Below are 26,432 nucleotides of genomic sequence, written 5' to 3' on the forward strand. Positions count from 1 at the left end.
TATTTAACTTAATAACTTTAATTCAATTTAACATCCACATCTCTGACCCAATCATTATCACCCACTTGATAATAACGATGACCGTTAACCGTTAGAACTTGATCGAAGTTCCAAGTAGCTTGGCGAGTTAAGTGTTTATCTGTGGAACGACTTAAGAAACCAATCTGTGATTGATAATGGTAAATCGGTGCCGCTTGTTCTTTCAAACTTAAGGTTCCGGTTTGCGACTTCGTGATAATTGCGGTCGTCATGACCGTAACATCCAGGGCTCGCACATATTGATGTGGAGCGACTTGATAATAAACTTGTCCGTCAGCTAATGTTTCTTGGACATTGACTAACCACTGTGTGCCTGTTGGCAATTGCTGCTTCAGCGCGGCACCTTGATCACTATACACGGTGATGAAGTCTTGACCCGCAGTTGGTTGCACGGTAATTACTCCATCAATGATTTGCCGTTTACCAATCTTAGTATAGTTAACATCGTCAGCTTTAACATATTCATTAGCCCCTACGCGGTAATACATCGTGCCATCATTTTGCGTATAAATATAATCCACTTTCCAATTAGTATTGGCGGCTAAAACTTGTTCCAACTGGTGACCTTGCTGGTCATACAAGTGAATGAAACCACCCGTGACATCGGGTTTAACAATCGCAATGCCCGGATTGCGCACCGTATGACTTTGACTCAAGCCACTACCTAAATTATCAGTTAAGTTGACACTACCCGTGCCCGCTAAACTATTGATTCGTTGAATCCAATCATTTTGGTCTTGGTTAACGGCTGCGACACTTGTCGCTTGTTGAACTTGGTCAATGCCCGCACTTTCAGCATGCCGCACCGCAAAGATGCGATCTTGACGTTTATCGGCGTCTAAACTCGAATTGTTTTCTAAGTTCTTGACGGCTTGATCAGCTGCTTGATGAATGGCATTAATGGCAATCGCACTAGCTTGCGCCACTTGAGCTTTAACCACTTCATTGGTAATTTGATTCTCACCGTCGGCTTCCGCAGCGTGAGCAGCATCCACACCTTGACTTTGATCAATTTGATCTTTGGCCGCTTGATAAGCCGCGTCCACCTTGTGTTGAGTGTCTTCCTTTTGTTCAGGTGTTAAGTCAGTTAAATCGTTCAACTGATCCTTGGTATCTTGATAATGATTCTCTAAAACCGTCAGGCTATCATCTTTAGCTTTCGTCACTTGAACCACTTGTTGCATATTTTCAATTCCGGTTTGTTTATGCGGATCAACTTCCGTTAAAGCAGCTTCAGTAATACTGTCTTGTGCTGCTTGATAAGCGGTCTCTAACAAACTATTCAAACTGCCAATTTGATCCTTATAATGCGTCAAGCCGTTAATCTTAGCTTGTTCTTCTTGATAGGTTTGTTTTAATTCCTGCATTGCTTGGTTCTTGTGATTAATCAAAGTCTTAGTGTCATTTAATTGTGTAGTTCCAGTCTGTTGAACCTGATCAACACCAGTTTGATCTGTCGCGGCTAAGATTTGATCAATGGCTGCTGTGGCTTGTTGACTAATCTGACTCTGCAAAGCCGTTTGTTGCTCTTCATTCAAAGCGGACGCTTGATCATAAGCTTGTTGAGCCTGTTTTTGCGTTTGCTTAATCTGTTGCACTGCCTGGGCTTTTTGTTGGGCTAAAGTGACTTGTTGTTTCATTTGCTCGATGGTTTGTTGTTGTTCACCAACAATATTATTGGCCACCGTTTCCTGTTTAATTTGGCTTAAACCAGTTTCATAAGCAGTTGTAACTTGTTGTTGTAATTGGTTAACTTGGTCACTACTTAAGTTACCACCTTGCGCTAAACTACCTAATTCTTGTTGCTCACGATTTAACTCATCATCCAAGGCATTCCAAGCAGCATTTTGTTGTTGCTTCAAGTCTGTTACTTGCTTAATGTTTTCCACACCGTCTTTAGCGGCTTGGGTAATAGCAGCAGCCGAACTGGCTTGATTGATAACGGCAATGGCTTGATCTTTTTGGGTTTGGACATCTTGTTTCAAACTGTCCTGATCAGACTCATAATGATTTAAGCCCGCAATTACCTCATTGGCAGCCGTTGCTGCTTGATCAACTTGTTGCATGACTTTATTGATCGTCTCAGCTAAGTCTAACGTTGGCCGTAACTTCTGTTTTTCTTGCGTGAGCCAACTTTCAGTAACGTCGGTGGTTTCATTTAAATCATTTAACATCGCTGTTTGTTCGGTTGTGACTTGCTCTAACAAGTTGTTAACTTGATCGGCGGTTAAGTGCCCGTCTTTGTCCGGTTTACCTAAATCTTGAATTTGTTGCTTGGCATCGTTGACTGCTTGATTAATACTTGCTTGTAATTTCTGCTTCTGTTTAGCGGTCGCTACTAACTGATCTAAAGCATTGTTTTGTTGACCAGCGGCATTGGTGACATCTTGCGCCGTCTTACTGGAATCTTGTTGCGCCGTTTCAATGGCAGCCACACCATTAGTTGCTGCTTGGTCAGCTTGGTGTTGTAATTGATCAATTTGATCTGGGTCTAACTTGTTGTCACCTTGACCTAAATCATTAATCTTTTGCTTATTAGCAGCTAATTGTTGCGCTAAAGCCACAATTGCTTGAATAGCGGTGCCCCCTTTATTAAAGGCCGTAGCTTCGGTGTTACTATCTTGCATACCAGTTAAAGCCGTGTTAGCAGCGGTGTTGACTTGATTTAAGAAATCAGTTTGTTGCTCAGCACTGATATTCGTTAAACCAGTTAAATCATTGTTGGCTTGACCTAAAGTCGTTGCTAAACTCGTTAAGTCCGTAATAACTTGCGTCTTGACTTTAGTCGCCTCAACGCTCGTTGCTGCCTTGATTTGAGTAGTTAATGAACTTTGCGCTTGGGTAATTTGATCTTTAAATTGTGTCTTTTGCGCAGCCGTTAAACCAGCTGTGGTCTCAAGCTGATTCGTAGCGGTGGTAATTTGCGTCTGCAAGGCTGTTAAGGCATCATTTTGAGCCTGCGGTAACTTCAATAATTTATTAATAGCTGTGGCACCGTCACTCGCTACTTTATTAAGATTAGTCGTTGCATCAGCTTTAGTAATTTGGTTGACAATCTTAGCTTGTTGCTCACTAACTTGTTGCTTCAAGCCAGCTTGTTGGTCAGCTAATTGATCCAACTTACCAATAGCAGTATTAGCGGCAGTAACAGCTGTGTTAACCACACCCATGGCCGTATTCATATTATCAGCTAAATCCGTTACCGACTTAAAGTTTGTTGCTTCTTGACTAGTTAACCAATTTTCTGGTACATCAGTAGCATTCTGTAAGTTAGTTTCAATTGTTGTCTTCGCTGCCGCTAATTGAGCTAATAACTTACCAACTTGTTGAGCTTCATCAGTTGGCGTCGTACCACCCGTTAAGTTATGACCAGTGGTACCGTCACCTAATTCTTTGATGTGATTGACTGCAGTATTGTAGTCAGTTTGTAACTGCTGCATGATTGTAGCTTTTTGGGTGATTGTTTCTTTAATCTTATTTAAAGCAGTAACCCCTGCTTTCCCTTTAGTTTGAGCAATAGTTGAATTTGTAGTACCTAATACATCTTTAACAGCATCTTTGTATGTTGTATTAATTGAACTGACAAAAACATCATGTTGTGCACTTGTTAAATCACTACTGTTACTTAAAGCTGTTTCCACATCTTGTTTAGCAGTAGCTAACGCCCCTAATTGCGTATTTTGTTCTTTTAAGGTTGCCAACAAGTCGCGGACATTAGATTGCGCTAAGGAACTAACAGATTCTATCGTGCCTTTGTCTGCAGCTTTAATCTTACCAACTTCAATATCGTACTGGTCTTTTAACTTCTTCAAAGCCGCAGTTAAGTTAGCACCAAAGTGATTGCCCGCAGCACCATTTAATTCAGTCACACCATTGTTATAAATGGTTTCCAGAGCGTCCCAAGCCGTTGCTTGGTCTTGTACTAACGCAATTACCCCCTCAATGTTTGTCTTTTCAGCAGTAGTTTGCGCCGACATATTGGCAGTAGTTGCATCTCTTAAATCATCTTGGGCGGTTTGATAAGCATTATCTAAAGCCGTTGTTAATTGATTACCAGTAACCAACTCATCATGATGGTGTAAATTACTCAAAGCATCCTTGGCGGTTTGATAAGCGGCTTCTACTGTTTGCATAGCCGTATTCATAGCCTGAGCTTTAGTCACAACATCAGTTAAGGAACTTGGTTCTTGGGTACTATCAAAGCCTGGTTTAGCAGCATCTGTTTTAACTTGTTCATAAGCACTAGCTAAATCAGCTAATAACTTACCAACTTGCGTACTGGTATCAGTTGAATCAGCAGCACCAGTTAAATAACTGTCTTCATTATGACTACTTGCAGCTAACTTATTAATATTATCCTTAGCAGTATTATACCAACCAGCTACTGTACTTAAATTACCTGATAAGTTTTTCGCCGCTGTAACAATCGCATCAATTGCATCTTTACCATCACTTAAAGCTGTATTAGCCGCAGTAACACTATCAGCATTCTCAATATTCTGATTTGCTGTCGTTTGGGCGCCATCAGTGGTATTGGTAATTTGATCTTGATATTTTTGAATATCTGTTGGTTGCAGAGTGGCCGTCAAATGACCAATTATGTCACTCGCAGCTTGCGCATAATCAGCTAATTGGCTTTGATTATCAGCTTTATGTTCCGCCAATTGCGCTTGATCAACCACTTTTTGTAACGCTGTTTCACCAGCAGCTTCTGCGTTATCAGTTCCAGCAGTAATCTCAGCTACTGCAGCCTGATAAGCACTTGTTACTTGGCCTTGATATGAACCCTGTTGCTCTGTGCTTAAATGACCGAGTTTGTCAGCAGCTGTTTCATCTTGAGCTGTTTGGTAAGCAGTTTGTAACTGACCCATGGCCGTATTCATGGTTCTTGCTTTACCAGTTACTGCCGTGAGCTTTTGCTTCTCTGTTTCTTCGTTGAAGTTTGCCCCAGAATTTTCTAAATCACTCAAGACTGTATCGTAAGCCGTGCCTAATTGTTCCACTAAGGTATCCACTTGCGACTTATGTTCGGCGTCAGGCGCTGTGGTTGTTAAATGACCATCAGTTTGATTGTCACCTAAATTGGTAATGCTTTCCTTTTCAGTATTGTACCAATCAGTAACTTTATCAGCCGTTGTAGCTTGACTAACAATATTGTTAATATTTGCTTGAGCAGCTTGATAAGCATTAGCAGCAGAGTCTGCATCAATAGCACTGTCAATGTTGGCTTGCCCTTTAGTTTGTTCGGTTTCTTTAGTCGGATCAGTATTCGTAATTTGTTGTTGGTACTTTGTCTTTTGCTGGTCTGTCAAATGCGTTAAGGCATTAATTTTGTTAACAGCGTCCGTGACCCCATTTTGAAGTTGCGCACTAGCTAACTTCTGGGCAATTTGTTTTAGACCAGCCTTAACCACACCATCAATTTGGTCTTGGGTTGTGGTTGTGACAATCAAAGGATTTAAGTTGCCCACAGCTGTATTATAAGCACCGTCAATGTTATCTTTATAAGTTTGTGAATTATTTAAGGCGGTTAAATCAGTGTCAACCGTTGAATCCGCATTATCCTTAGCTGTAATCAACTTACTCATGGCAGTATCAAGGTTAGTAGCTAAATCAGTGATAACATTAATCTTTGCTTTTTCGTTAGTCTTCCATTCTTCAGTTAAACCATTAGCAGCTAAATTGTTTAAATCATCCGTAATCACTGCTTGAACATCGTCCACTAATGCCCACAATTTGCCAACTTGTGCACTTGTATCAGCTGGTGTACTACCGACGGTCAAATGTTGCAAGGCTTTAATCTGTTGTTTAGCTGCCTCAATCCAGCCAGCTAAACCATTCTCAGTATCGTCTGTTAAGAAGCCACTATTAACACCAGCCACACCTTGAGCGGCTTGGACAATATTATTAATATTCGTTTGGGCGGTAGTAAATGCGTTATTAGCATCACTTGCAGTACCGGCTTGATCAATGTTAGCTTGACCTTTAGTTTGTTCAGTTTCTTTACTTGAATCAGAATTTGTAATTTGATCTACATAACCCTGAATGACACCAGAGCTTAAATGACCACCATTCGTAGTGCTTAAAGCATTCAGGTCAGTTTCTGCTTGATTAACACAATCTTGAAGTTGACCACTGGCTAACTCTTGTGCAATTCCTAATAAACCAGTGTTTGTAGTCTTTGTTACACTATCTATTGTCGTTTGGTCAGTAATGGTATTTAAATTATTTGTAGCATCATTATAAGCTTTATCAACCAAGTCAGTGTACTTTTTCTTATCCTGAGCCGTCGCTAAGTTTGGTAAGCCATTGATTGTCGTATTGGCGTTATCATGTTGACTCTTCAACTCTTCCATAGTGGCATTAATCTTATCCGCCAAGTCGGTGATCTTTGTAACTTTCGCTTTTTCGTCAGCTTTAAAAGTATCAGTTAAACCACCAGCACCTAAATTATTAACATCTTTGATGATCTCTTTTTGAACATTATCCACTAATGCCAACAATTGACCAACTTGCTTACTTGTATCAGTTGGAGTATTACCGACTGTCAAATGTTGTAAATCATTAATGTGTTGTTTAGCTGAATCAATCCAGCCAGCCAAACCATTTTCAGTATCATCCGTTAAGAAGCCATTGTTAACATCTGATACTCCCTTGGCAGCCGCCACAATAGCTTCGATCTTACCTTTAGCACCATCGGCTCCATCAAAAGCTGCTGCTGCTCCTTGCGCATCAGTGGCGGCATTAATTGCTGCTTGACCATTAGCTTGTGCACCAGTATCGGTATTAATAATTTCGTCTATATAACTATTAACTTGGTCTTGACTTAAAGCACCACCTTGATCCGTACTTAAGGCATTCAAGTCATCCTTAGCCTTATTAACACAAGCTTGCAATTGGGCATTGGCGACTGTCTTAGCAATCGCTGTTAAACCAGCAGATTTGGCTGTATCAATTGCTGTTTGTTCAGCCTGATTAATAGCTATTACGGCATCATCAAAATCTTGTTTGACTTGACCTTTATAGGATTCTTGCTGTTCAGATAAATTTAAATTAGGAATGGTTGTATTATATGCCGTTTGATAAGTGTTGTATAAATCATTAATAGCATCATGACGACTTTGAGCTAATTGAACCACTGCACTCATCTTGGAGATAGCATCACTGGTAGATTGTGTCACGTCATTAGCAACTTGATCGGCTGCACTTTGGGCAGCATTAATCGCTACTAAACCAGCTTGCGCATCACTAATGACTTGGCCTTGTAATGTTGAAACCTGATCAGCATCTAACCCGTCAGCACCTTGTAAACCAGCAATCGTCGTTAAATTATCAAGAAGTTTAGTTAATAAATCCGCACCAGCAGCCAAAGCGGCTTGCCCTTTAGTTAAAGCGGTTTGGCGACTTGAGTCATCACTAGTACCTTGATAAGCAGTTACTAAATTCTGAGCTGTTTGGTCAAGTTGATCTAAGGCCGCTTGAACTTCATCTGAACTTAAATAACCAGTTCCATTTTTATCTTCTAAATCATTAACCGCTTGATTATTGTCACTTAATTTTTGCGCTAAACTAACTAAAGCTGTTAAATCATTGGTACCTGTAGTTTCAGCGGTCGTAACAGCAGCAGTGGTTGTCGCTGCTTTAATTTGACTAACAGCTGTCTGGTAAGCAACTTGAACTAAACCTTTATCATCAGTCGCATTATTATTAAAGTCAGCAACTTGATCACTAGTTAAATGACCACCTTTGTCAGCATCCGCACCCAAATCACTAATATCATTGATGGCGCCACTAATATCAGAACCATTACCATTTAATTGGTCTTTGAGTTGATTAATGGCATCATTTTGCGCTTGAGCTAAGGTCATAACGCCAGCCATTGCAGTTAAACCATTTTGTTGAGCGGTATCAACAGCAACAACTGAAGTGGCACCCTTAACATTAGCCACCGCAGTATCATAAGCATTCTTTAAAGAAGTAATTAAATCACCCGTATCGCCCAAATTAGCGACCATACCCGTTAAATCTGATTTATCTTGATTAAATTGAGTTTCTAAAGCTGAGAGTGCGCTTTGAGCAGCCTGGCGAGCTGCTTTAATAGCTGCTATATCTAAATCATAAACTGAACTATCTTGAAAGTCTTCGTTCGCAGTTAAGACTAGATGATCACCAGTTTGTAAAGCGTCATTTGGAATAGTAAAACTAAAATCACCGTTTTCATCAGAGTGTGTAATGTAGTACTTATTATTACGCCAATAACCACCGGATTCTTTTAAATTAGCATTATCCGGAAAATCAAGTAACTGGTCACCACGTTTAATTTGCACTTTGATATTCGCATTTGGCAAAGTTGTTTTACCGCTAATTAACTGATTATCTAGATTTAAATTAACATTATCAAAATTAATATTATTATTATCTAGCTTTCTAAATTCTAGCCTTTCACCAACCAAAGTTCTGTGATTTAAAAAATTTATAACCTGTAGTTCATCGGCTTTACTTTTACCAACGATGTCACTAGTTGCTTCACTACTTTCATCCTGCTTAATCGCTGCTATGGTATTAGTATAGCCAACTGTAAAATTAAGTTTATTTAATTCGTATGACTCCGTTGGACTTTTCACGTAATCAACATTAGATAGTTTAAAATCTGAACTGCTCTTAAAAAATTTAACCGGATTGCTGCCACCAGCATCCAATATTAACAATTTAGGATCTGTAATATCCATTCCATAAGAAAACCAATAATTGCCATTCGTTCCTTGACTAACAATTTTCAAGGTTGCATCAGGCTCAACATAAAAATCATTAGTTAAAAATATCGCCCAGTTAATAGCTGTACTGTTACCTAAATTGATATTAGTGGCTGTAACATCAATCGAACCATAGTCATACAAATAATCAAAAGTAAAAAATTCATATCTAATATCGGCATATTGATAATTATTATTATTATATTGACTACCATCAACATTAATATTTAACTTAGCATCTTTTTCAACGGTTAATTTAGCATAAACCGCATTGATCCCCACATTAATCAAAGATAATTCAGCACCCGATTTAATGGTAATTGCTCCGGCGGTCATTGGTTTACGGTCAGCCGAAGAAACAGTATACGTAATCCCATTCGTCGTATAACTAGCCACACTTTCAATCCTATTAGTGCCTTCAAAGATTAAATTGCCATAACCATGTGGAGAGCCATTATTATTTCCACTATTTCCCTGCGTTAGTTGTGAGCCTTGAAAGGTTATATCTTGAAAAGTAATAGTTTTATCGGTATTTGCTGAAGTATTAACGACTACCCCATTGACGCTGGTCGCATAAAGTTTAATATTTTTAAAAGTTAGATTACCATTACCACCAATACTATGCACTCTTAGATTCAAGTAATGACCTTGACCATCAATGATTAGATCATGATTGATTTGTATAATACTAGCGTAAACATCTCCATGTGCAGTAAAGTCAACGTCAGCATCTAATTGGATTTCTGAAACATTATTATCATTAATTGCACTAACAAAGTTCCCCATATTAGTAACATGTACAGTGGTGCCATCAAAATTCGCAATTTCTGGCTTGGTATTCTCATTATTATGTAATACTGTTTGATTACCACCATTATTGTCAGAATTTTCGTCAGTTAATTGACTAGAATGATTAACATCATTAGTTACATTATTTTCTGTAACATTGCTGTTGGAATCAGCTCCATTGTTATCGTTTACATTAGAGCTACCTACTGAACTAGTCGTACTATTTTCGTTAGTATTACCCACTACTTGCTGTTGACTATCATTATTTGTAATATTTACGCTGCTATCTGCATTATTGTCGATTGTCGATTGTCGATTGTCGATTGTCGATTGTCGATTGTCGATTGTCGATTGTCGATTGTCGATTGTCGATTGTCGATTGTCGATTGTCGATTGTCGATTGTCGATTGTCGATTGTCGATTGTCGATTGTCGATTGTCGATTGTCGATTGTCGATTGTTACTGCCATTTATTTCACTGGGATCGGTCGTCTTAATTTCTTCCCCCGGTGCTGCTTGATCAAACTTGCCTTGATCATTAACTTCATCGGCTTTAGTGGTCGTTTTATTAGCTGTTAACCACAATGTTGATGAGAATAAAGTCACACCCATAGTTGCTAACAATCTTTTACTTCGATGCATTTTTATACTCTCCTTTGTTCGTCTCGTCTAAACTATTTACACTTTTAAAAATGATTTTGATTATGTTCACTTGAATTCGATACCTGTTTTTATCGAATAATAAGCAATTAATAATCTTTGTCTCTTATATATTTCATATTATAATTGGTTAATTAGTGATAAATCAAACACTATTTTGCAAAAAACTCGCCAAAAAGCCAATTGTGATTTATACATTACCCAAAATGGCCGCTTTATTTTTTCACATACTCACAGCAAATCTTGATTTAATCACATTTATTCTTGTGAACAATTTTTTCAAAAACGGCTAAAATCTAAATGTTAAGATTTGGTAAAGATCTTAAGGATTTCTTAAGATTTAAACAAATTCGTGCTATTTGTATCAAAATTTGCGAAACTTTTCCAAAAGTGCTATTTATATTTTGAGGAGGAATAAAGATGATCAACCACAAATTAATTTACTCGCTAATGGCAACAACAATTATTAGCCTTAGCAGTTTAACACTCAATAAAGCACAAACTGTGCAAGCGGCCAAGACCGTCACAACCATTAAAACCACTAGTTTATATCACACCACAGGACAGAGATACCGCGCCAAAGTCCTAGCATCCCATTCCAAATGGCAGGTTCAGGCTGTTAAAGCGATTAGTAATCACCAAATGGCGCGTATTGCAAAGGATACTTGGTTGAAAAAACCAGCAGCCAAACACCAGTCGCAAACAACTAATAACAATAGTGCCCAAGCTATTACTGCTAGTTCTCAAAACCAGCCCGCTAAAACTAAGATCGACTTTCAAGAATTCACTTTTCCAACTGCTTTACAAGGCACTTGGTATCGTTACGATCCTGATGACGATAATGTAGAAACCATTAATTTTAATGGCAATCAAATTACAGTTGCGGGCAAAACTGATTACGCTTATGATACAAAGGTTCGCCCGCAAAGCGATCGTGGGCCATTAAATGGCGACACTTCTTCATTAAGTCCGGAACAACAAGAACGAATGAATACCTGGCAAGCAGCACAAGTCATTGATCCTAAAGAAGCTAATTTTGATCCGCTGCCTGCTTCACCAATTATTGACTTACAAGGCTGGTATCAAAGCGCTGGTGATGGTACTTTTTATTACGTGATGAATGAAGATATTGACGGTCAAAGTACCCCGGTTCTCATTGCTGCCAGTGGTGCTGGAATTTGGACTGATGTTCACTACTATCAAAGTGCCCAACTAGCTCAGCAACAACAAGACGCTACTTATCCCAGTGATCGTAACCGATAATTGAGGGTTATCATAGCCGTTTTTAAGGTTTGTTTCTTAAAACGCAATCCAGAATTAATGTTCGTTAAATTCTAAACAGGACATTAATTCTGTTTTATTGTCCTGTCCTCTTTTTTAATTTATGAATTTATGTAAGAAACAAAGACACCGATAAATTATCGGCAGCTTTGTTAAAGGAAAGTTATTAAAAAGTACTTACTAAAACGAGTGCACCATTCTTTCCCATCAAACGATAACACTCAATGCATAGAATAAATAGAGCGTCTATCTTGTCACGATCATTTTAAAAACAAAATTACTTTTTTAATCCTGGAACAAGTTCCAAGATCAACTATGTACAAAACCGGTAGTAGTACTCACAAGCGAATTTACAATTTGTTTTAAATGATATAATCAAACATGGCAACTCGCCCCAAAAAGGGGTGCTGAAATGTTATTACAACTTATATCATCTCACACATTAACTGTATCATAAAAGCCATTCCCACCATAAATAGGAGTGACTTAAGAAAGCTAAAAACACTGCAATTATTGATACATAAGAATTTATAAAGGGATGGTATGATATAATAGAAACAGTAAAGTAAATGCTAAGGCGGTGGCTATTCTGGAACCGAGGTGGTGCTTATGGTGTAAAAACTGTAAACGCAGATCCTAAAGAAAGGAGTAGCAAAGTGTCTCTGTTTGAGATTCTGGAGCTTATCATTACAGGCGGCAAAGCAATATTTGACGCTGTGATGAGAGTTCTTGAATATATCAAAAAGGACAAAAAATAATCGCCTTAGCCGCGTGAGGCTAGCGATTATTTATTTTTGAATTTAAAAATGAATGGTCGCCATCTTGGCAACTTTACTAAAGGATTGGTGTTCAAGCACTGATCCTTTTTCAATACCAATGATAACACATTACATATAATGTGACCAATAAGAAGTTACATTTTTTTAAAACAAAAAGCGTTAAAACCATTGATACATAAGAATTTATAAGGCTTTTTATGATATAATAAAAACAGTAAAGTAAATGCTAAGGCCTAAGGCGGTGGCTATTCTGGAACCGAGGTGGTGCTTATGGTGTAAAAACTGTAAACGCAGATCCTGAAGAAAGGAGTAGCCAGTTGGCTTGGATCATCGTTGTTTTAGAAGTCATTTATTGGTCTGCAAAAGCAATTCATGAAATTGTGGATACAGTGATAGACATTCTAAAATATCGCAATTCAAGGTAGAAAAAAGCCGTCTTAGCTCTGTGCAGGAGCTGATGGCTTTCAAATTCTATATTTAATTTTGAACAGTCACCGCTTTGGCAACTTTACTAAAAGGATTGGTGTTCAAGCACTGATCCTTTTTCAATGTCAATGATAACACATTACATATAATGTGACCAATAAGAAGTTACATTTTTTTAAAACAAAAAGCGTTATAACCATTGATGCAAACGCAGTTTTATAGAATTTGAAACACCCGCATCATTAATTTCATGTTGAACACTAATATTCGGATTTTAAGAGATCAAAAAAAGCTAGTACTATGTACTAGCCTTTTCCGATATGGGGAAAAGAGTTATTAAATAAATAATAATCTTTTATTACTATGATTAGTAACAAAATCATTTTAGCATGTCTTTGCATATTTTTCCAGTCTTAAAGTGAAAAAATTACAAAAAATCGCCATAGTCATAATGTTTCAATTATAATTTAATAAAGTTTTCTGAAAAATAGTGAATAAAAAAACATTAGCTGACTTACTAACTAATGTTCTTTTACCAATTAACTTATCGTTAATTTATTTTTACAAACGTTGATTTAATTCTTGACCCAATTCTTCAAAACCAGGTTTGCCTAAAAGTGCAAACATGTTCTTCTTGTAGGCTTCAACACCTGGTTGGTTAAATGGATTAATTCCGTTTAAATAACCGGAAATAGCAATGGCAATTTCAAAGAAGTAAATTAGATAACCTAAAGTATAAGCATCTTGTTCTGGAATTTTAACACTCATGACAGGCACACCACCATCGGTGTGAGCCAAAACAACACCCTCATAAGCTTTTTTATTCACATAATCCATAGTTTTGCCTTCAAGATACTGCAAACCATCTAAATTATCAGCTTCTTGGGGAATTTCGACGTCATGGCGTGGTTTGTCAATCATAATCACAGTTTCCATTAGATTACGCATACCTTCTTGAATATACTGACCTAAGGAATGTAAATCTGTTGAAAAGTTAGCCGAAGCTGGAAAAATGCCTTTTTGGTCTTTACCTTCAGATTCGCCAGCTAATTGCTTCCACCATTCACCAAAGTATTGCAAGTTTGGTTCATAGTTTTCCAATAATTCAACAGTGTAACCTTTCCGGTACAAGATATTGCGTAAAGCAGCATATTTATAAGCATCATTTTGTTGCACGTCAGGATTTTGGTAGTCTGTCCGCGCAGCGGCCGCACCTTGCATTAATTGATCTAAGTCAATCCCGGCAACGGCAATTGGTAATAGACCAACTGCTGTTAAAACAGAAAAACGCCCCCCAATATCATCTGGAACGACAAATTCTTCATAACCTTGCGCATCGGACTCCGTCTTTAAAGCCCCTTTTTGCCGATCAGTTGTCGCATAAATCCGCTTTTTAGCTTCCGCTTCACCGTATTTAGCAATTAACTTGGCTTTCAAAATCCGAAAAGCAATGGAAGGTTCAGTCGTTGTCCCCGATTTCGAAATCACGTTAATACTAAAATCCCGCTCACCGATCACTGCTAACAAATCGCTGAGATAATTAGGACTAATTGAATTACCACAGAAATAAATTTCGGGCACTGATTTTTCATTTTTGATATTATAGAAACTACTGCTTAAGAAATCAATCGCTGCACGGGCGCCTAAATAGGAACCACCAATCCCAATAGCGACAAAAACTTCAGAGTCGTTTTGAATCTGCGCCGCTGCTTGTTTAATTCGGGCAAATTCTTCCTTGTCATAAGCAACAGGTAAATCTAAAAAACCGCGAAAGTCATTACCAGCACCAGTACCTTGACGTAATTCTTGATCTGCTGCATTGACTAGCGGTTGCATTTCAGTCAATTCATTATCATGAACGAATTGACTTAATTTTGAGTCATCAAATTTAATATGTGCCACTATACATTCCTCCAAAGATTGATTAAAGTACACTAATGAGTACCACGAACAAATTATAGCATATTCATTGAAGTGTAAGCCTAGTGATTTTCAAAAATACTCAATCGTTATTTAACGTGCGGAACCTTTTCAAAAATCCGATAAATTCCATAACCTAAAATTACCCCGATCGTATTAAAAATCACATCATCAATGTCACTAACTCCGGTTAATAACACGAATTGCAAACTTTCAATCATCATTGATACAAGTACGCCTTCAATCACTACCCGTGACGCCGTTAACTTTTTGTTCCCAATCAAAGGTCGTAACCACCCATATGGTAAAAACCATAAAATATTGCCTAAAGAATTATAAAAGAAATCTACAATTGAAGTTCCTGCCGTTAATTTCCATGTTTCTACTAAAGGTGTAAAGTTAATTTCACGCCAAGAACGTTGCCAGTGAAACTGAAAATCCCACGGAAAATATCCTGCCCGAAAAACTGTCAGAAAAAGTAACAGTAACAAATAAATTACAAAAAAATTCACTAATAGTTCATGACCACAGCTTAATTTGCGTTTACGCTGAAATAGCCAGAGTAAGCGACAAACGAAAAAAATCAAAAAATAAAAAATCGTTTTATCAAGGCTCACAAAAATCAAGCGAATTAAAGGAAAATGATTAATCCGCCCCGCTAGCTGCTGGTAAACCTGTTGGTAAATTGAACCTAAGAAAATCATGCCTAACCTCACTGTCAAGATAATTAAATGGTAAAATTGTTATTGATTACGATTATGGAGAGAAATTAATTAATGAAAATGTTTAATAAAATGACTTCAAGCCGCCGTGGCTGGTTATTCATTTTAACCGGCTGCTTATGGTTAAAAACTGTCATCGCCTATTACTGTGATTTTAATATGGGAGCTGCTGATCCTTTTCAGCACTTTTTATTGATTATCAATCCCATTGCCACCAGCTTATTGTTATTGAGTCTACCGCTCTATTTTAAAAAAACCAAACCCTTTTATTGGCTGATCTTAGCCATCTACTTGATAGAGACTATTCTACTATACAGTAATATTCTTTATTATCGTGAATTTAACGATTTTATCAGTATCAACACGATTTTAAGTGTTAGTAAAGTTGCAAAGGGTTTAGGTAGTAGCGCCATTGCGATGGTTAAAGTTCATGACTTAGTTTACTTCATTGACTTTTTGATTTTTGCTTGCTTCTGGATTACCAAAAAAATCAAACCTGATGCCAAACCAGCCACCAAATTACAAGCTTTTACCATTACTAGTTGCAGTTTAATGTTGTTAACTTTAAATCTTTTTTTATCTGAATTAAGTCGGCCACAATTATTAATGCGGACGTTTGATCGCACTTATATCGTCAAATACTTGGGTTTAAATTCTTTTTTAGCCTACGATAGTTTTAAAACTGCGCAGAGTAATAATCTTCGTTCGGGGGCTCAAGGAGCCAACATGGATCCGGTTTTAACTTATGTCCATGATCATTACGCCCAACCTAATCCCAAATATCAAGGCATCGCTAAAGGCAAAAATGTGATCATCCTCCATTTAGAAAGTTTTCAGCAATTCTTAATTGACAGTAAAGTTAAAGGTCAAGAAGTAACACCCTTTTTAAATAGTTTATACCATGACAATAACACTTTGTCGTTTTCCAATTTTTTTCATGAAGTTGGGCAAGGCAAAACCAGTGACGCCGAAACTATGCTTGAAACTGGATTATTCGGCTTACCTGAAGGATCCTTCTTTACTAGTCTGGGCTCTAATAATACCTTTCAAGCAGCCCCCGCGATTTTAAGTCAAAAGCAAGGCTACACTTCCGCCGTTTTCCACGGTAATATTGGCTCCTTTTGGAGTCGCGATACCGTTTATAAAAATATGGGTTATAACTATTTCTTTGACCAAAGTTATTACCAACAAACACCCGACAGTAACACTTATTGGGGTAGTAAAGATAAGTTGTTATTTGCCGAAAGCACAAAATATTTGGAACAAATGCAACAACCTTTTTATGCTAAATTTTTAACTGTCAGCAATCATAATCCTTTTGAAATCGCCAATAATGATCTGAGTGATTTTCAAAGGCCGGAAACCAATAACACCATGGTTAACAATTATTTTGGGACGGCGCATTATTTAGATTCTGCTGTACACGAATTTTTTGATTATCTTAAAGCAAGTGGTTTATATGATAATTCCATTGTTATCCTATATGGTGATCATTTTGGCTTAAGTGAAGGTGATGAAAAAGATCTTGCCCCACTGTTGAACCGTGATCCTAAAACGTGGACGAACTTTGACCATCTTCAATTACAGCGGGTGCCCTTTATGATTCATATGCCTGGCCTCAAAGGTGGCATTCAAAAGCAATACGGGGGTGAAATTGATGTTTTACCAACACTTTTAAATTTATTAGGTGTTAATACCAAGCCTTATATTTTGATGGGTAACGACCTCTTATCCAAGCAACACGACCAAAATGTGATTTTCCGTAATCATACTTTTGTCACACCCAAATACACGGTTGTCAATGCCAATAATAAAATGACGATTTATCAAAATAGTGACGGTCAATTAATCACGGATCCGACGCCGCAATTAAAACGTCGTTTAAAGCACATTGCCCAACAAAAGGATCAAGAATTAAGCTTATCAGATTCGGTCAACAAAACTAATCTCTTACGTTTTTACACTCCGAAAGGTTTTACACCAGTTAATCCCAAGGACTTTAGCTATCAAAATGAATTTCAGCAATTAATCAAGACCCGCGATGCTTTAGGCTCTGCATCCACTAGTCTCTACTCGCGCAACGATAACAAAACCACTACTGATTTATACAAAAGTGATGCGCCAGAACTGGAAGATAATGACAATTTCTTATACGAAGTTCCCCAAAAATAAATTATCTTTATTTGAAGGCGAGCTAGATAAACGATTGACTTTTGAAACGCAATAATGAATTAATTTTCATTCAATTCAAGCTAGAATAAGAGTTTAAGCTGATGTTGCAACGCCCTTTTGCTTAAAAAAACAGCTCTGATTTTTATTGCTAAATTTTAAAGTACGTTCAGGATAGTAAAGTTTTAATTTCTGTGTTACAGTTATTATTGAAAAAGGATCAGTGCTACAAACACCAATCCTTTTCCGTAAAGTCGCTAAGACGTCGGACTATTCATGATTATGTTATTAAATCAAAATAATCGCTAGCCTGGCATGGCTAAAATGTCAACATTAATTGAAGAGTGTCTGATACGGAAACACTGCTACTCCTTTCCTAGGATCTGGGTTATAGTTTTGACACTATAAGCAGCACTCCCTTTTTAGGGATAGTCACCGCCTTAGAATTAACTTTACTATTTTAATTACCATAAAAAGCGTTATAAATCCTTGTTTATTCAATGATTTTAACGCTTTTTGTTTTGAAAAAAAAGGACGATGAAATTACTCATCGACACTCAATATTTATAGAATTAACAGCTTAAATTACTGACAGTCTTCACTGGAAAATGAAATTGCCAGCAACTAAGCTATTTTGACTTACATATTCTTTTTATAAAATAGCACTGACGATCAAATCTAATAGAAATAATCCACTCAAAATTAATAACGTCCAGTTTAATTGTTGCTTTTGCTTGGTAGCCCACTTAACAATGGGATAACTCACAAAGCCAAACGCTAATCCCGTTGCAATACTTCCTGTGAGTGGAATCAAAGTGATTATCAAAAAAGCCGGAAACCATTCGCTAAAGTCTTGTAGATTAATAGCCTGTAATTGCTGCATCATCATTGCTCCAGTTAAAATTAACGCTGGGGCAATGGCTGCTTGGGGAATATATTTTAGGCCGCCAACAACAAACAAGGAACAACCAAATAAAATGGCTGCTACTAGAGCGACAATTCCAGTCCGGCCGCCACTTTCAATTCCCGAAGCACTTTCAGCAGCTGCCACGGTCGGACTACTGCCCATTATGCCAGATAAAACTGCGGTGATGGAGCTACTTTGAAAAGCCCGTGGAAATTTTTTCTCATCTGGCAAAATTCCAGTTAACAAGCCCATTGATTCAAAGACTAAAATCATCGTTAAAGAAAAGACGGCTAACCAAAATTTCAAACCACCAATTTGATCAAAATTAGCTTGATTAATTAACTGACCTAGTTGCGTCAATTGACTTAATTTAACCGGCGGTGCTGCTGCTTGAATATGGGCAATTACTGCCACAATACTACTAGCAACAATACCAATAATAAAATAGCCTGGAATTTTTTTTAGATATAAGACTAATGTCAAAATCAAGCCAAAGAGTGCCAACAAAGTTGCCGGTACACTCAAATTACCACCAGCCACTAGCGAGCCATTATGCCCCGCTACGATTAGCCCTGCTTTCTTTAATCCCAACTCCACTAAAAATAAACCAATCCCAATACTAGTTCCGGTTTTTAAAGTAACGGGGATCGTTCGCGCTAATAATTTGACCAAGGGTGTAAAAGCAATCACCAAATAAGCCAGACTACTGCAAATCGAAACAGCTAAAGCTTCTTGCCAACTAAATTTTAAATTAACAACCAAAGTGTACGTAAAAAAGGCATTAACGCCCATTCCCGGAGTCAATATTACTGGCGCGTCAGCCCAAAAAGCCATAATTAAGCAGCCGATGGCTGAAATAATAATTGTTGCAAAAACACTCAAATTAACGGGCATACCTGCGTCTTTTAAAATTAACGGATTGACAATAATAATATAAGAAATGGCAAAAAAGCTCGTAATTCCGGCCAAAATTTCCGTTTTTAAATGATGGTGTTTGAATAAACTTAACAAAATGTCACTACTCCTCTTAAAAACTAATAATTCACAGAAAAAAGAGGCTACAACAATTAAATTAATAAACAGTTAATTACCTGAATATTAATTTGATATTGTACGTCAAAAGTCATTGGCCTCTGGTTCAACATAACAACGACTTTTGATCCAGCCCCTTAAATTATAAATAATTTACATAATTATTTAAATTAATTGCTCAATTGCCTGATTAACAGCAGTTTGTTGCTTGGCAATTAATTCAACTCGACTAGCAACTGCTTTGGTATCCATAATTATTTCCCGACCTAAGCCAGGAACATTAACTTTAGGTTCAAAGAATTGGCGGAACTCTTGTAACCGTTGCGCGGTATGAAAAGCATTGGCGGTCACTGTAATAAAAGTGGTAAATTCCATATCACCACCCAAATTTTGATCTAACCAAGCCCAATCATTTCTTAACCAATCCCAAGCCAATTGTTGCCCATTAGGGTTGATTAAAACGCCCCGATACCAAGCACGCAAGTCCTGCGGTTTAATTACTTGACTCTTTTCAAATAAACTAACTAATTTAGTTAATAAACTAATATCCTTAATTTTGGGTAAAGCATAGGCAATATCAGCTTTTAAACTAGCATCACTAGTTTGTTGATACAAATTAATTAATTGCTCAAATAACTGTTCATTACCATAATTTTGCACTTCACTAGCTAATAACAAACTCCGAGTTGCTGCTGGAAAATGTAACAAATCAGTTTGATATTGCCCAAATAATTGATGACCTGCAGTTATCAAATCAGCATTTTCACCGTACAATCCAGCTTGCAGTAAGACTGGGCGGCGCAATTGATCGTCTAAACTTTCTTGTTCTTTAGGTAACCAACCTAATTGCTCTACTGCTAAAGAACTAAATTTTTGGTAAAGTTGTTGTAAATTTTGTTCGGCAATAGTCTGTGGTTGCACAAATTTTTGTAATTGCTGCAAAATTTGATAAAACATTGTATTCACGATATTCGACGAACTGGTACTAAATTGGGGCAACATTTTAATAACTGCAGCATAAGATTTCTGTTGTCCTTGAGCTAACAAAGTAGCATCTTGTAAGATTTGCAGTTGGGTAATTGCATCTAATTGATCAGCCGCTTGTAAAATATCAGCTAATAAAGTCTCATCATAAGCTACGATCAAATGTGAATCATTACCTAAATTGAGGCGTAAAGGAACTTGATTTTGTTCACGCAACTGCGCATAGTTGTCAATTTTCAATTGTTTCGTAGTCATCAACTGGGGCACTGCGTCATAATTACTATTCAATGGAATCTGCCACAGACGCCCTTGATCTTGCGCTGCACCAATGAAAAATTGTTGTTGCGTTAATACCAATTGATCATCAATTACTTGTGCACTAACTACCGGATAGCCAGGTTGTTCTAACCAAGTGTCCATAATGGTTTTCAGATCCATTTGGGATGCTGCACCTAAAGCTTGCCATAAATCGGCTCCTGTAGCATTACTATATTGGTGTTGAACAAAATACTGTTTCAAGCCGCTTCGTAAAGCTGCATCACCAATTAAAGCCCGCACCATCACCAACATCCGCGCACCTTTGGCATAAACAATCGCACTGTCAAAAATAGAGTCAATCTCAGCTGGGTGTTCCACTTGCACATGAACCGCTTGGACACCATCCGTCGCATCACGTTGTAAAGCAGCTGGCACTTCCGCAGTTTGGAAAAGTTCCCAAATATGCCAATCGGGTTGTAAAGCGTCAATCGCTACGTATTCCATCATATTAGCAAAACTCTCATTCAACCATAAATCATCCCACCACTTCATAGTGACCAGATCACCAAACCACTGATGAGCCAATTCGTGGGCAATGACCGTGGCTACATTTTGCTTAGTTTCCAAGGAAGAATTATCAGGATCTAACAGTAGATAAGCTTCCCGATAAGTAATCAAGCCCCAATTCTCCATCGCCCCCGCAGAGAAATCTGGTAATGCCAAATGCCAAGAATGTGGCAATGGATACGGTGTTTGATAATAATCTTCATAAAATTCAATAGCTCGTTTAGCAATATCTAACGCAAAGGTTAATTCTTTAGTTTGATGAGCTTTGGTGGCCAAAACACCTACTTGGACGCCACTTTTCGTCACAGCTTGCACACTGCAAAGTTCACCAAAAGCAAATGCTACCAAATAAGTGGACATCTGAACCGTTGTATCAAAATAATGAACACCATGCTTGACGGCTTTTTCTGGCATATTACTAATAATGGTTTCCCCAGGATGTTCATCAAATTTAATCGCTAAACTAAAAGTTGCCTTGGCTTCTGGTTCATCCACACATGGAAAAGCTTGACGTGCTGCCGTGGTTTCAAATTGGGTTCCAATTAATTGCTTTGTTTGACCAGCAACTTGATAATATGATGGATAAATGCCCATCATGGTATCCGTTAGTGGTGCTTGATAAGCAATCGTCACAGTAACTGGACCACTTTGTGGTAATTGAATCACGATTGCTTCTTGTTGTTCATCCACTTGAAAAGCCACTGGTTGATGATCAACTTGAACTTGTTTAATCGTTAAATATTTTTGATGGATTTGAATTGTAGTAGCCTTAGCCTGACCAATAATGGTTGTTTGGCCTTGAATACTTTTAGTTTCCCGATTGATATCTAAATATAAATCATAATGCTCGGGTTGAAACTGATTATAAAATCTAGTCTTATCTGTCATTAATTTTCCACCTAACATGAGAGTAATTTCATTATAATTCATCAAAACCACCGAAACTAGTCAATTATCAACTTTTTCAATGAATCACTGCAATTTATTTAACTTGGGGTGGCTTCTTTTTTAATAACCGCTTCATCATAAAAAGTAATTGTAAAGGTCGTTCCTTTTTCTAAGCGACTGTGAACTTGAATTTGCCCCTGATGTTGCTGCATTAATTGGTGTACAATGGCCAACCCTAAACCAGACTCACCGTATTTAGTATTTTTTCGCGAAGGATCTGCTTTATAGTAACGTTCCCAAATATTTTTGACTTGGTCAACACTCATGCCAATACCATTATCAGCAATGGTAATAATTACCGCTTGTTGGTTTGAGTCATGCCAAGCCGTAATTTTGATTAGCCCTTGTTGCGTAAATTGAATGGCATTTTGAGTAATATTAAAAATCACTTGAATAAAACGATCGTAATCGGCATAAACTGTTAGTCGATCTGGAGCCTCTAATAGCAACTGATCTTTCGAAGAATCTGCCTTTTCTTGTAATTGCGAAATAATATTTTTTAAACAATCGGTCGCATTAAAATTTCGTTGATGTAAAGGAATCTGATTCGTCCGAATTTTTTCATAATCTAAGTTTTCATTGACTAACCGAATTAAACGTTTAGTTTCATTGCGCATTAATTGAATACTATGCGCCTGTTGGTCTTTGGGAATTGCATCATAAGCTAATCCTTCTAATAAACCATTAATCGTGGTTAACGGGGTGCGCATTTCATGAGACGCATCAGCCATAAAATCCTTGCGCCGCTGTTCTTGGCGCTTAATTTCCTGATCAGAAGCTTGTAATGATAAAGTCATCGCATTAAAATCATTGGCTAAATCGTCCAATTCATCTTGACCTTCATCGACAATTTGCACATCAAAATCACCACCCGCTACTTGCTTGGTCGCTTTTCGTAACTTATCAATTCGTTTAACTTGCCAATTAGCTAAGAACCAACTCATAATCAGTGCAATCACCACTGAAACTAATAACGCTAATAAGAGATTACGCTTAATAGTATTAATATTAGTTTGAACAGCCGAAACCTCGGAACCAGCTAACAAAATAGCAGTTAATTTATTATTATGATCAAACCAAGGTTTCATAATATAAGTCATGGGCTGTTTATTATAAACTTGTGGTCGATCATTTTCATGACTGTTCCGTTCCCGAATCACATTGCCATCCTTCAATAATTTTAAAGTATGACGATCAATCATTGGTCGTAAAGTGCGATTAGGGTAAAGTTCAGCACCATTCTTGTCAAACATCACAAAGTTAACTTTTTGATCAGCCAGAACATCTTGCATTGATTCTAAAGTTTCAGCAGTAATATTATCAATCCCCCCGGTTCGTGGATTAACCTTTAAGGCCATTTTCTGTAAATTATCAGAATAGCCTTCTAATTGCACCCACGTTTGCCGGTAAGCCATATTTTCACTATAACTATAGATTGCAATTGAAATCACGCCTAAACAAGTTCCAACAACAATTAAAAATCCCAGCATATATTGATAAATTAATTTCATGAGTCACTCAACTCGGAATCATCAAATTTATAACCAACTCCCCAAACCGTTTGAATTACTTGCGGACCAACCTGTTCAATTTTTTGGCGTAACTTCTTAATGTGAGCATCAACCGTTCGTTCATCACCAAAATAATCATACCCCCAAACCTGCTGTAATAATTGTTCACGCGAAAAAACTTGTCGCGGCTTATGAGATAAAGTTTTCAATAAATCAAATTCTTTCGGCGTTAAATTAGGAATTTCCTTTCCCAATAAATAAGCCTCACGCGTGCTACTATTTAACTGAAAATGTTGAGTTTGAATATCAAAATTTTTATCTTCATTAGTAACTTTAGGACTTTCACTCAATTCACTGCGCCGGTGCAACGCTTTAATCCGAGCAATTAACGTAATTGGGCTAAAGGGTTTAGTAACATATTCATCAGCATACTCCAGTCCTAAAACCTGATCACTTTCTGAGTCACGGGCGGTCAACATAATTAAAGGAACGGTGGCTGATTGCTGCCGAATTTCCTTAGCAACTTCCAAGCCGTCTTTACCCGGTAAATTTAAATCTAACGTAATTAAATCCCACGAAGCGGGATCTTGTTGAAACAATTCAATGGCTTCATTACCATCATAGGCAAAACTCACATCCCATTTTTCCTTTTGGAAAAACATCGACATCATTTCTGAAACTGATTTGCTATCTTCAATCATTAATAACTTCATATACTATCTGTTACTTCCTCCAAGTAATTATCCCCATCTTAATACGATTGGGACAATAAAATTAGTTTGTAAAAAAGATTGCGACAAAAAGAACTTTTCGTGAACTTTGACGAATTTTTTCTTCGCTATGATTTATAGTGCTCCAAAAATCAGAAGTTTGTTCCAACCTCTTTTAATTCAGTATTGCATCCCAAAACCAACAGTTGATAACTAACAAAATTAATTTTTCAAAGTCATTTCGATCCTTAAAATTTAATTTACTTAGTCTAAAACTGTTAAATGACTTTTGTTTTAACATCAGTTTAATCCTTCATATTCGTTAGAACAACCTTGCCCGTTGCATGCTGACTTTCAACTATTTGGGTTGCTTTTTGTAAACTAGCAACATCAAGAGAATTAAAAGTCTTAGTCAAAGTAGACTTCAATAGCCCTTGATCCAACCATTGGGCAATTTGAGCGAGGTAGCGGCCTTGTGAAGCCAAATTATTAGTCTGATAATAACTTTTCGCAAACATCCATTCCCACGCAAACGTCACACTCAGACGTTTCAAGTCGTTAATTTGGTGTTCACTTAAATTAGTAATTGTCCCAATCATCCCGGTTGTCGGTTGAATTAATTGCACAATTTCTGACCAGTGCCAATCAACGTTACTCAAGACCAAAATATAATCAAAATAGTCTTGTCCCAATTGCTGGGCTTGTGCTACTAAATCTTGCTGATGATTTAAGACATGATCAGCCCCTAATTGTTTAACCCAAGCTAAAGACTCCGGTCGTGAAGCCGTCGCAAAAACTTGTAAGCCCATTAATTTGGCCAGCTGGATGGCACTGGAACCAACGCCACCAGCACCATTAATAATTAAAATCGAACGAGCTTGATTTTGAACCAGATCCAAAGTTAGATGTAACTTTTCAAATAATAATTCATAGGCTGTTAAAGCTGTCAAGGGCATCGCTGCACTTTGGGCAATAGATAAACGCTTCGGTGCTAAAGCTACAATTCGTTGGTCAACTACTTGAAATTGAGCGTTACTCCCCGGACGTTTGAAATCTCCGGCATAAAAGACCCGATCACCAACTTGAAAATGTTGCACTGCGCTTCCCACTTGTTGGACTTCTCCAACAGCATCAAATCCCAAAATTTTCGGCTGTGTAAGATCATGCAAGTTTTTTCTAGTTGCAATATCAATCGGATTAACCGCTGTTGCTAAAACTTTAACTAATAAATCATTAGCTTGTAGTTTGGGTAAAGTAATTTCTGTTAATTGAAAACTACGGACATCTGTCGCTGGATAATAATTAAATGAACCAATCGCTGAACTTTGCATAAAATCTCCCTTAATTAATCTACGTTTTTTATTTAACCAACTTGAAACAAAAACAAATTTGCTAGTACAGTGAACTGCAGCTTTTATCAAAGATAACTTTTTAATTTAATATTTACCTTTAATCAAAGTACGCTATAATTAATTAAACATTATTAGATAGGAGTCATATCATGACACAACAGAAATCCCTTTACTTTGCTTGCTCTTGGTTTAGTCCAGAGGAACAAGCATACATGCAACAAGGTCAAGCTGCGCTGGCTCAAAACCCAACGGTTGATTGGAAAAACAGTTTTCGCCCCCTAGATCACCAATTTAACAATGTCGATGTCACAAAAGAACCCGAAATGTTGGCTGATCCCTTGTGGCAAATCGGGACTTTCAATGGCGATATTGCGGGTATTGACCGTTCTGATTTAGTTTGTGGCATGTTTTTGCCATCACATCCAGATACTGGCATGTCATTTGAATATGGTTATGCTTACGCCAATCACAAGCCAATTGTTTCTGTAATTCCTGATGACAATCAAGACGCTATCAACTTAATGCTCTTACCTAGCGTAACTTGTTATGTGCCTTTGAGTCAATTAGCTACTTTTGACTTCAATAATATCACTTACCAAGTCTATCCTGGAACTTGTTATTAAACC

At 37.5% G+C, this 26,432-nt stretch carries 12 protein-coding genes; 3 read left to right on the top strand and 9 right to left on the bottom strand.

Translation table 11 applies throughout. The features are described from left to right. Positions 1-17: 17 nt before the first annotated feature. Both AC3B7A_RS01700 and AC3B7A_RS01705 read right to left on the bottom strand, forming a co-directional pair. The gene (locus AC3B7A_RS01700) at positions 18-9,824 is read right to left on the bottom strand and encodes an SLAP domain-containing protein (RefSeq protein WP_489756030.1); all 9,807 of its coding nucleotides are present in this window, start codon (positions 9,822-9,824) and stop codon (positions 18-20) included. A gap of 32 nt (positions 9,825-9,856) precedes the next feature. After that, positions 9,857-10,222, bottom strand: coding sequence for a hypothetical protein (locus AC3B7A_RS01705; RefSeq protein ID WP_489756031.1), 366 nt, complete (start codon positions 10,220-10,222; stop codon positions 9,857-9,859). A 468-nt stretch (positions 10,223-10,690) separates the two neighbouring features. Here AC3B7A_RS01705 and AC3B7A_RS01710 point away from each other — a divergent pair, with 468 nt between their 5' ends. Next, positions 10,691-11,503: a hypothetical protein gene (locus tag AC3B7A_RS01710; RefSeq protein WP_489756032.1), complete on the top strand. Its 813-nt coding sequence runs from the start codon at positions 10,691-10,693 to the stop codon at positions 11,501-11,503. Between the two features lie 1,784 nt (positions 11,504-13,287). Here AC3B7A_RS01710 and AC3B7A_RS01715 read toward each other — a convergent pair. Together AC3B7A_RS01715 and AC3B7A_RS01720 are read right to left on the bottom strand one after the other, a co-directional pair. Next, positions 13,288-14,628, bottom strand: a complete 1,341-nt coding sequence (locus AC3B7A_RS01715; protein WP_489756033.1) for a glucose-6-phosphate isomerase — start codon at positions 14,626-14,628, stop codon at positions 13,288-13,290. A 107-nt stretch (positions 14,629-14,735) separates the two neighbouring features. Next, a complete protein-coding gene (locus AC3B7A_RS01720) occupies positions 14,736-15,350 on the bottom strand; it encodes a VanZ family protein (RefSeq protein ID WP_489756034.1) in 615 nt (204 codons plus the stop codon). 72 nt (positions 15,351-15,422) lie between these two features. Between AC3B7A_RS01720 and AC3B7A_RS01725 the strand changes: the two genes are divergently transcribed. Beyond that, positions 15,423-17,540 (top strand): LTA synthase family protein, encoded by a 2,118-nt coding sequence (locus AC3B7A_RS01725; protein WP_489756035.1) that lies wholly within the window; start codon positions 15,423-15,425, stop codon positions 17,538-17,540. Between the two features lie 649 nt (positions 17,541-18,189). On the opposite strand, the gene AC3B7A_RS01730 is transcribed toward AC3B7A_RS01725, so the two are convergent. From AC3B7A_RS01730 to AC3B7A_RS01750, 5 genes are all read right to left on the bottom strand, one after another. Next, positions 18,190-19,458 (bottom strand): NCS2 family permease, encoded by a 1,269-nt coding sequence (locus AC3B7A_RS01730; RefSeq protein ID WP_489756520.1) that lies wholly within the window; start codon positions 19,456-19,458, stop codon positions 18,190-18,192. 183 nt (positions 19,459-19,641) lie between these two features. Continuing rightward, positions 19,642-22,173 carry a M1 family metallopeptidase gene (locus AC3B7A_RS01735; RefSeq protein WP_489756036.1) on the bottom strand — a complete coding sequence of 844 codons (2,532 nt, stop codon included), beginning with the start codon at positions 22,171-22,173 and terminating at the stop codon, positions 19,642-19,644. Between the two features lie 98 nt (positions 22,174-22,271). Further along, positions 22,272-23,744: an ATP-binding protein gene (locus AC3B7A_RS01740; RefSeq protein ID WP_489756037.1), complete on the bottom strand. Its 1,473-nt coding sequence runs from the start codon at positions 23,742-23,744 to the stop codon at positions 22,272-22,274. After that, positions 23,741-24,457, bottom strand: a complete 717-nt coding sequence (locus AC3B7A_RS01745) for a winged helix-turn-helix domain-containing protein (RefSeq protein ID WP_489756038.1) — start codon at positions 24,455-24,457, stop codon at positions 23,741-23,743. The genes AC3B7A_RS01740 and AC3B7A_RS01745 overlap by 4 nt, the downstream gene beginning before the upstream one ends. A 302-nt stretch (positions 24,458-24,759) precedes the next feature. Further along, on the bottom strand, positions 24,760-25,785 hold the full coding sequence (locus AC3B7A_RS01750) for a zinc-binding alcohol dehydrogenase family protein (RefSeq protein ID WP_489756039.1): 1,026 nt from the start codon (positions 25,783-25,785) through the stop codon (positions 24,760-24,762). Between the two features lie 170 nt (positions 25,786-25,955). Between AC3B7A_RS01750 and AC3B7A_RS01755 the strand changes: the two genes are divergently transcribed. Further along, complete coding sequence (locus tag AC3B7A_RS01755) at positions 25,956-26,429, top strand: nucleoside 2-deoxyribosyltransferase (RefSeq protein ID WP_489756040.1); 474 nt, start codon at positions 25,956-25,958, stop codon at positions 26,427-26,429. The last annotated feature ends 3 nt before the right edge of the window (positions 26,430-26,432 follow it).

The organism is Bombilactobacillus sp. ESL1202, from assembly GCF_058107125.1.